Annotated in this window: 13 protein-coding genes; 7 read left to right on the top strand and 6 right to left on the bottom strand. The window is 68.7% G+C overall.

Going from position 1 to position 12,555, the window contains the following annotated elements:
• Positions 1-67: 67 nt before the first annotated feature.
• From phoU to dusB, 5 genes are all read right to left on the bottom strand, one after another.
• The gene (gene phoU, locus FDZ84_RS10270) at positions 68-715 is read right to left on the bottom strand and encodes a phosphate signaling complex protein PhoU (protein WP_168585710.1); all 648 of its coding nucleotides are present in this window, start codon (positions 713-715) and stop codon (positions 68-70) included.
• A gap of 117 nt (positions 716-832) precedes the next feature.
• On the bottom strand, positions 833-3,346 hold the full coding sequence (locus FDZ84_RS10265; RefSeq protein WP_246868915.1) for an LCP family protein: 2,514 nt from the start codon (positions 3,344-3,346) through the stop codon (positions 833-835).
• Between the two features lie 252 nt (positions 3,347-3,598).
• Positions 3,599-4,471 carry a GGDEF domain-containing protein gene (locus tag FDZ84_RS10260; RefSeq protein ID WP_168585709.1) on the bottom strand — a complete coding sequence of 291 codons (873 nt, stop codon included), beginning with the start codon at positions 4,469-4,471 and terminating at the stop codon, positions 3,599-3,601.
• Between the two features lie 348 nt (positions 4,472-4,819).
• On the bottom strand, positions 4,820-5,284 hold the full coding sequence (locus FDZ84_RS10255; RefSeq protein WP_168585708.1) for a hypothetical protein: 465 nt from the start codon (positions 5,282-5,284) through the stop codon (positions 4,820-4,822).
• Positions 5,285-6,448 carry a tRNA dihydrouridine synthase DusB gene (dusB, locus tag FDZ84_RS10250; RefSeq protein WP_168585707.1) on the bottom strand — a complete coding sequence of 388 codons (1,164 nt, stop codon included), beginning with the start codon at positions 6,446-6,448 and terminating at the stop codon, positions 5,285-5,287.
• A 453-nt stretch (positions 6,449-6,901) separates the two neighbouring features.
• On the opposite strand from dusB, the gene FDZ84_RS10245 reads away from it, so the two are divergent.
• The 3 genes from FDZ84_RS10245 (at position 6,902) to FDZ84_RS10235 (ending at position 8,441) form a co-directional block, all read left to right on the top strand.
• A complete protein-coding gene (locus tag FDZ84_RS10245; protein ID WP_168585706.1) occupies positions 6,902-7,510 on the top strand; it encodes a hypothetical protein in 609 nt (202 codons plus the stop codon).
• Positions 7,507-7,962, top strand: coding sequence for a hypothetical protein (locus FDZ84_RS10240; RefSeq protein WP_168585705.1), 456 nt, complete (start codon positions 7,507-7,509; stop codon positions 7,960-7,962). The genes FDZ84_RS10245 and FDZ84_RS10240 overlap by 4 nt, the downstream gene beginning before the upstream one ends.
• 263 nt (positions 7,963-8,225) lie before the next feature.
• Complete coding sequence (locus FDZ84_RS10235; protein ID WP_168585704.1) at positions 8,226-8,441, top strand: hypothetical protein; 216 nt, start codon at positions 8,226-8,228, stop codon at positions 8,439-8,441.
• 221 nt (positions 8,442-8,662) lie between these two features.
• On the opposite strand, the gene FDZ84_RS10225 is transcribed toward FDZ84_RS10235, so the two are convergent.
• Positions 8,663-9,292 (bottom strand): superoxide dismutase family protein, encoded by a 630-nt coding sequence (locus tag FDZ84_RS10225; RefSeq protein ID WP_168585703.1) that lies wholly within the window; start codon positions 9,290-9,292, stop codon positions 8,663-8,665.
• A 550-nt stretch (positions 9,293-9,842) separates the two neighbouring features.
• Here FDZ84_RS10225 and FDZ84_RS10220 point away from each other — a divergent pair.
• Genes FDZ84_RS10220 through FDZ84_RS10205 form a run of 4 tightly spaced genes read left to right on the top strand, consistent with a single transcriptional unit; the run spans position 9,843 to position 12,304 of the window.
• On the top strand, positions 9,843-10,022 hold the full coding sequence (locus FDZ84_RS10220; protein WP_168585702.1) for a hypothetical protein: 180 nt from the start codon (positions 9,843-9,845) through the stop codon (positions 10,020-10,022).
• Positions 10,019-10,996: a hypothetical protein gene (locus FDZ84_RS10215; RefSeq protein WP_168585701.1), complete on the top strand. Its 978-nt coding sequence runs from the start codon at positions 10,019-10,021 to the stop codon at positions 10,994-10,996. The genes FDZ84_RS10220 and FDZ84_RS10215 overlap by 4 nt, the downstream gene beginning before the upstream one ends.
• Positions 10,997-11,048: 52 nt before the next feature.
• Positions 11,049-11,453, top strand: coding sequence for a GntR family transcriptional regulator (locus FDZ84_RS10210; RefSeq protein ID WP_210435500.1), 405 nt, complete (start codon positions 11,049-11,051; stop codon positions 11,451-11,453).
• Complete coding sequence (locus FDZ84_RS10205; protein ID WP_168585699.1) at positions 11,450-12,304, top strand: ATP-binding cassette domain-containing protein; 855 nt, start codon at positions 11,450-11,452, stop codon at positions 12,302-12,304. The genes FDZ84_RS10210 and FDZ84_RS10205 overlap by 4 nt, the downstream gene beginning before the upstream one ends.
• Positions 12,305-12,555 lie beyond the last annotated feature (251 nt).

The following is a 12,555-nucleotide window of genomic DNA, read 5'->3' as shown; positions in this document are numbered from 1 at the left end:
CATCGAGTACTGAGACCGAGTATTAGTACTTCGCCGGTCGAACCGCCCGTCACCTGCGAGAACGGGCTCAGCCGGTCGGCATCTTTCCGGTCACGGTGAACACGACCCGGCGGGCCACCGAGACCGCGTGGTCGGCGAACCGCTCGTAGAACCGGCCCAGCAGCGTCACGTCCACCGCGGCCGCCACCCCGTACGACCACTCCGGGCTCATCAGCACGGTGAACAGGTGCCGGTGCAGGTCGTCCATCTCGTCGTCGTCTTCTTCGAGCCCGCGCGCGGTCTCGACGTCCTGCGTGCGGATCACGGTGCGGACCCGCCCGGCCAGCTTCACGGCGATCCGGCCCATCTCGGCGAAGTACGGCTGCACGTCCTGCGGCAGCACCGCGTTCGGGTGGCGGCGGCGCGCGGTCTTGGCCACGTGCAGCGCCAGGTCGCCCATCCGCTCCAGGTCCTCGGCGGCGTGGATGGTGGAGATCACCGTGCGCAGGTCGCCGGCCACCGGCGCCTGCAGGGCCAGCAGCCCGAAGGCGTGCTCCTCGGCCCGGGCGCGCGCCTCGTCGACCTGAACGTCTTCCTCGATGACCTGCTCTGCGAGCTCCAGGTCGGTCTCCAGGAGAGCCTTCGTGGCGCGCTCCATGGCCGTGCCGACCATGGTCGACATCGAAGCGAGTTCATCGGCGAGCTTGCCGAGCTGTTCCTGGTAGACCTCACGCATGCCGTCCAGGGTACTTCGAGCCGGAATCGGACAGAATGACCCATGGTGAACCAGAGGTGAACGGACCCTTATGAAGCGGTTCGGCCGCCCGCCTGAGCCGGTTCGGCCCCTCGCCGGTCAGCCGCAGATGTCGGTACCCGCGTTCACCGTGGACAGACCGTTCGGGACGGCAGGCGGCTGGTTCGGGTCTGCGGGCTGCCGCCGAACGTCGTTCATCGTCGCCGCGGCACCCCCACCGCTGGGCGTGGTGAGGGCCGCAGGTCCGCCGCTGCCCGACATGATCGGGGCTTCGTCGAGGATCGCCTGGAACAGCGACTTGGTGTCGGCTTCCCGCAGGATCTCCATGCCGTTCTCGTCGGCGTAGCCGGTGGTCGGCACGGTGATGAAGGTGACGCGGCTGGCGTCCAGGCCCTGCATCTGCTGGCCGAGGTCCATCAGCCGGTCCACGCCGATGTTCTCGCCGAAGGTGTTCGCGCTGACCGCCTTGACGAAGTCGCCCAGCTTGCCCGGGTCGAGCAGCACCTGGCTGGACATCGCCTTGCGCAGCAGCGCCGAGAGGAACAGCTGCTGGCGCTGCATCCGGCCGTAGTCCGAGGTGGGGTCGCCCTTGACGTGCCGGGCGCGCACGTAGTTCAGCGCCTGCTCGCCGGTGAGGGTCTGCCGACCCGCCTGGGGCAGCACGGTGCCGAGGGTGGTGTCGATGATCGGCTTATCGGTGCAGATCTCGACGCCCTGCACCGCGTCCACCATCGACTTGAAGCCCTGGAAGTCGATGCCCAGGAAGCTGTTCACGCGCAACCCGGAGATCTGCTGGATGACCTTCGTCGTGCACAGCGGGCCGCCGACGGCGTAGGCCGAGTTCAGCCGCGCGTCCTTGCGTGCCGGAACCCGTTCGCCCGTGTACTTGCCGGTGGTCGAGTCCCAGCGCTCGCAGGCGGGCATGTCGACCTTGAGGTCGCGCGGGAACGACACCAGGACCACGCGGCTCCGGTCGGCCGGGATGTGCGCGATGATCGTGGTGTCCGCGCGAGCCCCCGGCTCGTCCTGCTCGCTGCCGACGCCGTCTTCCGCGCTGGCTCCGGCCCGGGTGTCCGAGCCGACCAGCAGGAAGTTCTGGTCACCGGTCTGCTTGGCGACGTCCTTGATGGCGTCCGAGTTCGGGTCCAGCGCCTGGACGGACGGTGGGCCCCAGATCGTGGTCGCGCCCCAGGCGATGCCGAGGGTCAGGAACACGGTAAGCGAGGCGGCCATCGCCACGGCCATCACGATCAGGTTCGTGCGGCGCTTGCGCTGCTTCTTCTTCCACTCCATCCGGGACTGGCCGTCCCGGCCCTCGACGAAGTCGAACGGGATGTCGGTGCCGAGCTCCGGCTCCCGGCGCCTGCCCAGCAGCCAGGCGTACTTCTTGCGCCGGGCCGCCTCCTCGGCGGCGATCTCGTCGTGAACGGCGGAGAACCGCGCCAGGGTGGCGTCGATCTCCTTTATGTCGTTCTTGCGCTCCTCGACGTCGTCCTCGGCCTCATCGGCGTCGTCCTCGAACTCGTCGAATTGCTCGAACTCGTCGTAGGCGTCGGCGCCGCCGGAGACCGCGGGCGCGACGATGGCGGTCGCTTCGGCGTCCGCGACCGGCGGAGCCACCGGCCTGGCAAAGGTGGTCTTCTCGTCGTCGGCGGGCTTGCGCTTGGGCCGCGCGACGATCGCGGTCTGCTCGGCCTGCTGCGGCCGCGCGACCATCGCGGTCTGCTCGGCCTTCGGCGGCTCGGCGGGAATGGCGGGATGCTGGGTGGTGGCTTCCAGGTCCGCTTCGACGGCCGGTGGCACCTGGCGCGCCGCTGGTGGTCGCGGCGCGAAGTGCGGCGGCTTCGCCGGGGCGGGCTCACCGGTCAGCGCCTGCGCGATCCTGGTCGGCTCGGCAGCTGCCGGTTCGGCGCCGTTGCGCATCGGCGCAGGAGCGCCGTTGCGGGCAGGAGGTTCGAGGAGCGCGCCGTTGCGCATGGGCGGCTCGGTAGGGGCGCCGTTGCGCGCGGCGGCTCCACCGGCGAAGGTCGCGGCGGCACCGGGATTCGGTCGAGCGCGGCCAGCGGAGGCGTCGGCGGGCAGTGCAGGCCCGTCGGGGAGAGCGCGGCGGCGGCCCTGCCGCGGCTTGCCGTTCGGCGCTTGAGCGGAGGGAGGGCCCGCCGCAGGCGGCGCCCAGCCCGGCGGCGTAGCCGGCGGGGTGCTTGGGTGGTTCGGCGGCGCGGAGCGGGAGCGGCGCGGAGCGCCCTCCGGCGCGGTCCAGTCGGACGGCGAAGCCGGCGGCTCGGGCCGGGCGGCCGGGCTGGCGGGGTGCTTGGGCGGTTCGGCGGCGCGGCGGGGTTTCGACGCCCGCGACGCCCGCGACGCCTGGGGCGGCTGCGGTGCCTGGGGGGCCTGCGGGGGTTCCGGTTCGGCGGCGCGTCGGCGGCTGGTGCCGCTGCTTGGGGCCTTGCCGTGCTTGGAGAGCAGGTCGATGACGCGGGTGCCGCCAGTGCCGTCGTCGCTCAACGCGCGCCGACGCCGACCGGTCGATGCGGAGGTGCCGCTATCGGCGGCGTCCTCGTCCGGGCGGGAACGCCGGTGCCCGAATTCACCATGCCGGGGGTCTTGCGGCACGCGTTTTCCCTCCCACCTGCGAAAGCCAACGGTCTACGAGTAAGCCGACGCGCTCGATACCCCCCGACGCGTATCGGTCGGCGCCTCCGAGATAGTACGGCCGATCGCCCGAATTGACGATAGTGAGCGACAATTTCTTCACAATCAGTGCACGATCCTACCTGATGTCTCGTCCAATACGACCATCTGTGCTAAGCCGGTTGACCGGCATAAACGAACTCAAATACACCCAGTGCTCCTGCGCGATCGCGATTAGTAACCGGCGACCGTCCGCGGGATCGTGCCGCGCCGCCCGGCCGCGATTCCGGCCAATCGGACGTCGGACCCCGTTCGATGCGCGACCGCGTTGCGCCCCGATTGCTTCGCGGCGTAGAGCAGCGCATCCGCGCTGATCAACTGCTGCTCGGCCGACACCGGCGCGGAACTGGCCGTGGTGTGCTCGTGCGCGACCCCGGCGCTGATCGTCACCCGCAACCCCGGTGCCATCTGGGCCCACGGGAATCGCTCCACCCGGGAACGGGCCGTCTCGCACACCGCAACCGCGTCCGCCGGCTCGATGTTCGGCAGGACCAGGACGAACTCCTCCCCGCCGTAGCGGGCGCAGAACGCGCCGGTCGGCAGCGCCTCCTGCAGCAGGTCGACGACGCGCTGCAGCACCCGATCGCCGAGCAGGTGCCCGTAGGTGTCGTTGACCTGCTTGAACCAGTCCAGGTCGACCAGCGCCACGGCCAACCCGTCGTTCGTTCCGGCGTGCTCGGCCAGCAGGTCGGCCAGTCGTTCGTCGAGGTAGCGGCGGTTGTAGCTGGCGGTCAGCGTGTCCCGCAGGCTCTGTTCGCGGGCCTCGGCGTGCTCGCGGCGCAGCCGGTTGACCTCGTGCCGCAGCTGCTCCGGCACCCGCGGGGTGTCCGTTGTGGACATCAGGTTCAAGGCCGACCGCAGGTGGTGGTACGCCTGCCGCCACTGGCCCTGCGACGCCAGCAGGCCCGCGATCGACTCGTGCAGCTCCGCCATTCCGGTCCCGTTGGCCAGATCCTGGCGGGTGCGCCGGCCGGGCGGCAGCACGGTTGGCGGGTCGTCGTCACTCAGTGGCTCCGGCCCGGCGAAACCGTTGCGCAGTCCGGTCATCGCACTCACCTCCCGTCCGTGGTGTCGTCGGGTGGGACGGATCGCTTGAGTTGGTCTGACTCGCGCGCCGCCCTAATTCGCTCAACCGGCTGACCCTGGCCTGGTCTGAATTGACGAGCGCCGCTCGAATCTTCAGCTGCCTAGGATGTGTACCGGGCGGAGGGGTGGATGTGGAAGCGAAACGGATCGGACCCACCCGCACGGACGAGCAAACCAGTATGTGTTTTTTATCACCGCATCGCAACTTTATCGGTTTCCCCGCACTTCGCGTTACGAGCCCTTGATCGCGCAACCAGTTTATCTGGTCGGGCGAGTTATCTGGTCGGGCAAGTTATCTGGTCGGGCAAGTTATCTGGTCGGGCAAGGCGCGAAACCGTGCATTCGACCGTCCAGCAGCACTAGGTGTAGCGAACCGATCTGATGTCCTGTGACGCTGCCCGCCGTTCGGGTGGTCACTTCCACTCCGATGGCCCAGATCTCGCCGCGCGGCCGGATTCCCTCCGGGGCGAATTCCGGATCCGGCCGTAGCGTCGGCATTGCCGGATCGATTTCGACGGTCGTCTCCCCGAGTTCGCAGTTCTCGTCCAGGAAATCGGGATGTTGCGTGCGGCGGAAGAACTTCTGTTGCGCTTGAGGTCCTTGTGCAGCAGCGGTGTTGTTGTCCGCGAAGTACTGCTTGGACAGTCGCAGTGGTTCGAATTCGGTTGCCGACGCGGCACATCCGGCCGCGAACAGCACCGCCGACACGCCGATGAGGACGGCCGGGCGGTGGCGAATTCGGCCCGTCGCAACGAGTTGCGGTCTCGCGGTCACTCAGCCGCCGCTGCTGTCGATCTCCGCGCCGGCGGGCACCGTGACATCGTCCGGGTCGTCCAGCCAGCCCTCCGGCAGCACAACCCGACCGGCCGAGCCCTGGCGTCCGCGCGGGCCCTCGCCGTCCGCCGGGAACGGCACGTCGGGGTCGAGTTGGGCCAGCAGGTCGTCGAGCTGGGCCAGGCTGGACACCAGGCCGAACTGGTGGCGCAGGTCGGAGCCGACGGGGAAGCCGCGCAGGTACTGCGCCATGTGCTTGCGCAGGTCGCGTAGCCCCTTCTCCTCGCCCATGTGGTCGGCCAGCAGCTCCGCGTGCCGCCGCAGCACCGCGGCGACCTCGCCCAGCGCCGGGCCGGCCGGGATGGGCTCACCGGCGAAGGCGGCCTGCAGGTCGCGGAACAGCCACGGGCGGCCGAGGCAGCCGCGGCCGACAACGACGCCGTCGCAGCCCGTCTCGGCCATCATCCGCAGCGCGTCGTCGGCGCTGAAGATGTCGCCGTTGCCGAGCACCGGGATGGTGCGGACGTGCTCCTTGAGCCGGGCGATGGCGGACCAGTCCGCGGTGCCCGAGTAGCGCTGGGCGGCGGTGCGGCCGTGCAGCGCGACCGCCGCGGCGCCGTTCTCCTCGGCGAGGCGACCAGCGTCGAGGTAGGTGATGTGGGCGTCGTCGATGCCGATGCGGAACTTCACGGTGACCGGGATGCCCGCCGGCTCGGCGGCGCGGACGGCGGCCGAGACGATGTCGGCGAACAGCCGCCGCTTGTACGGCAGCGCGGAACCGCCGCCCTTGCGGGTCACCTTGGGGACCGGGCAGCCGAAGTTCATGTCGACGTGGTCGGCGAGGTTCTCGTCGACGATCATCTGCACGGCCTTGCCCATGGTCACGGGATCGACGCCGTAGAGCTGCATTGAGCGCGGGTGCTCGTCCGCGTCGAAAGTGATCATCTCCAGCGTCTTCGGGTGCCGCTCGACCAGGGCCCGGCTGGTGATCATCTCGCAGACGTACAACCCGGCGCCGTACTCCCGGCAGAGCCGCCGGAAGGCGACGTTGGTGATCCCGGCCATCGGCGCGAGCACCACCGGCGGATCGACGGCGTAGGGGCCGATCTTCAGCGAGGGCGCGGCCGCGGAGGCCGAGGCGGGAGGCGAATCGAGCGCGGTCATCGCCGCCCATTGTCCCCGACGCCGGGTCCCGGTCGGCCGTGACCTGCGTTGCGGGCGCCGATCCGGGCGCCGAAGAACTGTGACCCCCATCGCATACGATCATCCTCGGCTGCCCGTCCGGCTGCTGACTGGGGAATGCATGGGGAAGTGGCACAACCACAAGTCGATCGACAAGGTGATCGATCAGTTGGTCCGCGTGGGGTGGACGCTGAACAAGCAGGGGCACATGTGGAACTTGTTGTGTCCCTGCGGCGCCGGCCGTATTCGGGTGGACGGGACGCCTCGCAACCCTGAGATGGCCGCGCGAATCATCGCCAGGCAGGCGAAGCGGTGTCCGGACAGGCACGAGCTCGACGGCCGCCCTCGGACCTGAGGTCAATCTCTTGACGTGGCCTGTTTCTATCTTGAAACGGAAGATGTTACGCTTGATCTAGATAGGTTTGCGGGGGCGAGATGGCTGATTTCGAGATCGGTTTCGAGGTTGACGAGTTGTCCGATGCGGCGCTGGTCCAACTTGCCGAACTGTTCGATGTTGTCGCGTCGGAGCATGCCGGAATGGCTCTCGTCACGGTGATCGCGCCTGGCGAGAATGCCGTGGCGGCCGCCAAGGCGGTGGTCGGCGCGCTTGATGATCTGGGGGTCGAAGCGCGACGCAGCCACCTGGATCTGGTGACGCGAGCCGACATCGCGCAAAGGTGCGATGCGACACCGCAGGCGATCGGTCAGTGGATCCGGGGGGAACGAATGCGACAGGTTCGGTTCCCCGCGCCGTTTCACGATGTCGCCGGCGGTGTGTGGCTTTGGGGGGAGGTCAATCGGTGGCTGGCGAAGGTGGGCAAGGACCACGATCCCGTTGGGTGCCCGTCGCGGAATGAGCACGTCGCGATTGATCACTGGCTTGCGAACCGCGTCGGTTCTAAACCGTTGGCGGCTGCGCTCTCTTGGACCCACCACGGGCGGATGGGGGCGACGATTCCGGTGCTGACTGGTGCTCGAACGTCCGGGGGACCTCGTGAATGGCGGGGCACCCGTGGTGTCGAATCTTGCTGGGGGAGGGCATGAAGAACGTCGCCTCGGCTCGTGACCTCCTGGATCGGGTTCGCCTCCGCGAGGTTCAGTTCTACGAGATCCACGCTCGGCTCAACGCAGGGTTCGCTGACGGCGGTGACGACACGGGCGCAGCGACGGAAGGACCCCAGAAGTGGGATTTGCAGCTCCAGTTGCGGGAAACTGATCTTGGGGTGCGATGCCGACTCGATGTCGGGGCACCGGATGCGAACTATGTGGTCGACGCCGCCATCTTCTACGACTTCGACGAGTCGCTGAAGATCGAGCCAGCCGCGCTTGCGGAGTTTGTCAATCGGGCTGCCTTCTTCGCCCTGTACCCCTTCGTCCGCGAGGCGCTGCACAGCGCCGGGCGAAAGATCGGGGCGCAGGCGCCGTTGCTCGGGATGCTCGACCCTGCGGAGAACAGGGTCGAGTTCATTTTTGATGGCACCGGCGAACAGAACTGAATCCGGCGGCACCGGCGGAGCGATCGAACGGCTGCCCCGCATCGCGGACTTTCCCGCTGCTGTGCTCCGGACGGCGTATAGGCGTGGTTGGTCTCCCGGTGCCAGACTGTCGTCGTCCGAGATCGTCTGTTCCTGACTCGGTGGCCGGAACCAGGGGGCCGGCCGGCCGTGGAGGTGCAGGCGTTCCTTCTTCTACGTGGCGAAGGAGGACGCGTGTCGCACGCTGCGGGCGTTTCTCCTCGTCCTTCGAGGGAGAACGCGCCATGTCCCCACTCCTCCAAGCGCTGCTCAGCGCTCCGCTACCCATCGCGACGGTGGCCCTGCTGCTCCGGTACGGGCCGTCGGCGCTGGTCTTCCTGCTCGCCGGGGTCGTCGCGGTGCTGATTCCGGGGAAGCGAGGCGAACGGGCTCTCGCAGTCCTCCGGTTGTTGTGGGCTGTCACGCCGCGGCGGGGCGTTGGGGGCTCGTCCCGCGGATGATCGCGGTCGCGCTCGAAGACCGAGCGGAACAGCGCTCGCTTGTCGGCGAAGTAGCAGAAGACGCTGCCCGAGCCGAGGCCGGCGGCTTTCGCGATCTCCGCTGCTGAGGTGTTCTCGAGCCGCGTTCCGCCAACAGCTTCGCGGCCGCCTGCGTGATCAGAATCGCACAGCGCGAAGGGCGCCCCCGGGTCCGTGCGGTCGGAGGCGCCCTTCGGGGTTGGTCAGAACGTGGCGTTGGTGCAGGCGAGGCGGTCACCCGCCGTGCCCGCCTTGCCGGGCTCGGTGTGCGTGTGCATCGAGTGGATCACAAAGGACTTCGCGTCCTGCCGGGAGTCGAACGACCAGTTGCCCTCAGCTGTGGCCGTGCCGTTGCCTTGGGCGTCGGTGTGGAAGTCCAGCCACACCTCGTTCTGCGGGTTCGCGTAGGCCGGGTCGACCGACGGCTTGACCGGGTCGGCCTTCTCCTGGAAGTGCGGGCCCGCGTCGTCGCCCTTGGGGCCGCAGGGCTTGGTGTGCACGTGGGCGCCGTAGTCGCGGTTCGGCTGCAGGCCTTCGGTCTTGACGGTGATCTTGGTGTGGCCGTTGACGCGCTCCGAGGACAGGTCGATGCGGGACCCGGGCTGCACCTGCGCAGGGTCGTAGGTGATCGCCGTGGCGCCCTCCTTGTAGGGCTCGAAGGTCGCCGAGGTCTGCCTGGCCGCGGCGTGCTGGCCGTGCTCCTGGGAAGCCGGCGGCTGCGGGCTCTGCTGGCCGGGGGCGGGGGTCTGGCCACCGCCACAGCCGGCGAGGAGTGCTGCGGCCGTGCACAGGCCGAAGATCGAACCGGTCAGTCGGGTGCGCTGGTGAGGCATGGGTTATCTGTCCTTCGTGGTGACTGTCTGAATCGACGCCGATTCTGCCGGTTATCACCGATTCGTCGAAACCGGCGTTCGGCGGTGGCCCGGATCGAGCGCATGACCGCGTGGGGGCGGTGTTGTCACGTGAACTGGGATACGACGGCCATTTCGCGCAGGTGTTCGGCGAACTGATCAGGGCGACGTCGTCCGTGGAACCAGTTCCGGGCAGCAGGAGTCCGACGCAAGGTCCACAGTGGATACCGTCGTTCGTGGCGATGTGCCCTCGGGCGACCTTGCCCGTACAGCAGGCATCACCATCCCCGATGACGTCATATCGGCATATCGGCGCGTTGAAAATCTGCCTGCCCAAAGTTCCGAACCCGGGGTGCAGACGGGCACGGCTCTTGTTGGCCACGTAGGCGAGCCATGTCCGTTGGTGCATCCTGCCCGTGCGCCGTCGGGCGGTGCGTGCCTCGGTCTTCCAGGGCGGGAGTCCGTTGGGCTGGACTTCTACCTTAAATCACTATATAACTAGTGAAAACATATTGGTATTCGATGGGGCCCGATGCCGTCCACTGATTCGCCGGGGCTCGTCGCGGGCAACGCGCGCGGGCTCGGCAAGCGGTACCGGCGGGGCTGGGCATCGCGAACCTGTGCGGGCGCCGGGGCGGCACGACAGGAGCCGCAGCTCAAAGACATCGCGCTCGCATACATGCGCACGGATGACATGGAGGTAGTGGTATGACCTGGCTGGCGTGGCGACAGCACCGCGTGCAGTTGTTGCTGATGGCAGCGGTGTTGCTGCTAGGCGCGGTCGCGGTACTTGTGCTGCACACGAGCATGTCGCAGCAGATCCAGGACCAGGGTCTGCAGCGGTGCCTCGCGGTGGGAGTCCGCGGTGCAGGCTGCGCGACCGTGGCGAGTGATTTCCGCGACGAGTGGTTTGACCTGCTCAAAGCCGGCCAACTCGGGATCGTGGTCCTCCCGGTGCTGCTGGGGGTGTTCAGCGCGGCACCGCTGTTCGCCCGCGAGATCGAGCACGGCACGCACGTGCTGGCGTTCACGCAGTCGGTCAGCCGGGTCCGCTGGATGGCGGTCAAGCTGGTGATGCTTCTGGTGCCCTCGTTGGTCGTACTGGTGGTCCTGCAGCTGCTGGTGAGTTCCTGGGTCACGGATGCCGGGCTGATGGGGCCGCTGGTGAGCGGCCCGTTCGCGTTCCTGAACTTCGAGAGCACGGGCTGGATGCCAACCGCACACCTGCTTCTCGGCTACGCGGCGGGCGCGCTGCTGGGGGCGGTGCTGGGGCGGTCGCTGCCGGCGATGATCAGCACCCTGGCCGGGCTGGTGGCGGCGCGCGGGGTCGTCGCAGTGGTGGGACCGTCGCTGGTGCCGTCGCAGCTGCGGACCTCTGACGACCCGATGAGCGCTGCCGCGTCCGGTTTGGACGAAGTTGTCCAGGTGGGTTACCTGGGTGCCGACGGGCGGGCCATACCGGAAGGCGGTTTCGATCCCGCGGTGTGCGGTGTGCGGGGCGGCGGTTCAGCCTCGACCTTCGACCTGGCTCAGTGCTATGCGCAGCACGGGGTGATCGGCAAGTACGCTGAGGTCGTTCCGGCCTCGTATGCCCCGATGCTGCAGCTGATCGAGTTCGGCGTTCTTGGCGCGGTCGCGGTCCTGCTGCTCGGAGGAACCGCGTGGGCGCTGCGCAGGCAGCATTGATAACGCTGCGTAGCTCGCGACTTCGGCGATGGCGGCCCTTATGCTGGGCGGTATGATCGAGTTCCGGATCGACCGTCGCTCCGGGGTCTCCACGTACATGCAGATCGTCCAGCAGGTCACGCAGGCCATGCGGTTGGGCCTGCTGGGGCCCGGTGACCGGTTGCCCACCGCGCGCGAGGTGGTGGAGGCCACGGCGGTCAATCCGAACACGGTGCTGAAGGCGTATCGCGAGTTGGAGCGGGACGGCCTGGTGGAGGCCCGGCGCGGGGTCGGTACCTTCGTGACTCGTTCGCTGGCCAGCGACCGCACCTCGGTCCAGGCCCCGATGCGGCGCGACCTGGCGGACTGGATGAGCCGCGCCAGGAGCGGCGGGCTCATGGTCGAAGAGGTCGATGCGCTCTTCGCTGCCGTCCGTGACGAGTACTTCCCGACCGGAGGACTGGAACGCCCATCATGAGCGCGCTGAGCACCATCGGTTTGTCCAAGCGCTTCGGAGACCGTCGGGGGATCGAGGACTGCACGGTCGAGCTCCCCGAAGGCAAGGTGGTCGCGCTGGTCGGTGCCAACGGTGCGGGCAAGAGCACGTTCCTGGCGTTGGCGGCGGGCCTGGTTGAGCCGTCGTCGGGTGCCGTGCGCGTGTTCGGCGACAGGGTGCGCGGCCGCATCCACCCGGACGCGGCCTACCTGTCGCAGCGTCGCCCGTTGTACGGCAACTTCACGGTCGCGGAGATGGTCCGCGCGGCGGCGAAGATGAACCGCCGCTGGTCGCAGGAGCGCGTCGAGGAGGCGGTGGCCGCATTCGGCGGGCTGGACGTCGGCGCCCGGGTCGACTCGCTGTCCCTGGGCATGCGCTCCAAGCTCGCACTGGCGCTGTGCCTGGGGCGGTTGCCGCGGTTGCTGCTGCTGGACGAACCGCTCGCGGACCTCGATCCGCTGGCCCGGGACGAGACCATCAGGCTGGTGATGGGCGACGTCGCGGACCGCGGGATGACCGTGGTGATCTCCTCGCACCTGCTTGGCGAATTGCGCGAGGTGTGCGACCACCTCCTGCTGCTGCAGGGGGGAGGCGTGGAACTGGACGGCGACGTCGACGAACTTCTCGAGGAGCACCGCGACCTGGTGGGGCCCGCCGATGCGGGGCCCCCGGAGGCCGGGACGGTCGTGCACGCGAGGAAATCCGGTCGGCAGCAGCGGATGCTGGTGCGCGACCCCGGGGTGCTCGCCCCAGGATGGGAGTCGCAACAGCTCGACCTGGAATCGCTCGTGACCGGTTACCTGCGCGCCGATCGCGTACTGCAGTGCCCGTGAGCGGTTTCGGGTGCCATAGCGCCCACAACCGTTCACGGTCCCTGACCAGCCTGAGTACCACTCGCCAACCCCGCTGACCCCGGCGCCGAGCCGGCGGTTGGCGGGGTTTCGCTGTTTTCGGGCATCTGGCGGCAGCTTCGCACGTGTGTTGCCGCGTCGCCCCGTGCGAGAGCCCTTTCGCGCTGCTGACGCGAATCGGCTCGTTCTGCTCTTGGTGAGGCGTCTGCTGGCGTGACGATCCCGTAGGTGCT

Source organism: Saccharopolyspora sp. ASAGF58 (assembly GCF_012277335.1).
GTDB classification, from domain to species: Bacteria; Actinomycetota; Actinomycetes; order Mycobacteriales; family Pseudonocardiaceae; genus Saccharopolyspora; species Saccharopolyspora hattusasensis.
This window is presented reverse-complemented; position numbering and strand designations above follow the sequence as displayed.

Coding starts and splice junctions, on each gene's coding strand:
- phoU (WP_168585710.1), bottom strand. CDS start 715: ATGCGTGAGGTCTACCAGGAACAGCTCGGCAAGCTCGCCGATGAACTC.
- FDZ84_RS10260 (WP_168585709.1), bottom strand. CDS start 4,471: ATGACCGGACTGCGCAACGGTTTCGCCGGGCCGGAGCCACTGAGTGAC.
- dusB (WP_168585707.1), bottom strand. CDS start 6,448: ATGACCGCGCTCGATTCGCCTCCCGCCTCGGCCTCCGCGGCCGCGCCC.
- FDZ84_RS10245 (WP_168585706.1), top strand. CDS start 6,902: ATGGCTGATTTCGAGATCGGTTTCGAGGTTGACGAGTTGTCCGATGCG.
- FDZ84_RS10240 (WP_168585705.1), top strand. CDS start 7,507: ATGAAGAACGTCGCCTCGGCTCGTGACCTCCTGGATCGGGTTCGCCTC.
- FDZ84_RS10235 (WP_168585704.1), top strand. CDS start 8,226: ATGTCCCCACTCCTCCAAGCGCTGCTCAGCGCTCCGCTACCCATCGCG.
- FDZ84_RS10225 (WP_168585703.1), bottom strand. CDS start 9,292: ATGCCTCACCAGCGCACCCGACTGACCGGTTCGATCTTCGGCCTGTGC.
- FDZ84_RS10220 (WP_168585702.1), top strand. CDS start 9,843: ATGCCGTCCACTGATTCGCCGGGGCTCGTCGCGGGCAACGCGCGCGGG.
- FDZ84_RS10215 (WP_168585701.1), top strand. CDS start 10,019: ATGACCTGGCTGGCGTGGCGACAGCACCGCGTGCAGTTGTTGCTGATG.
- FDZ84_RS10210 (WP_210435500.1), top strand. CDS start 11,049: ATGATCGAGTTCCGGATCGACCGTCGCTCCGGGGTCTCCACGTACATG.
- FDZ84_RS10205 (WP_168585699.1), top strand. CDS start 11,450: ATGAGCGCGCTGAGCACCATCGGTTTGTCCAAGCGCTTCGGAGACCGT.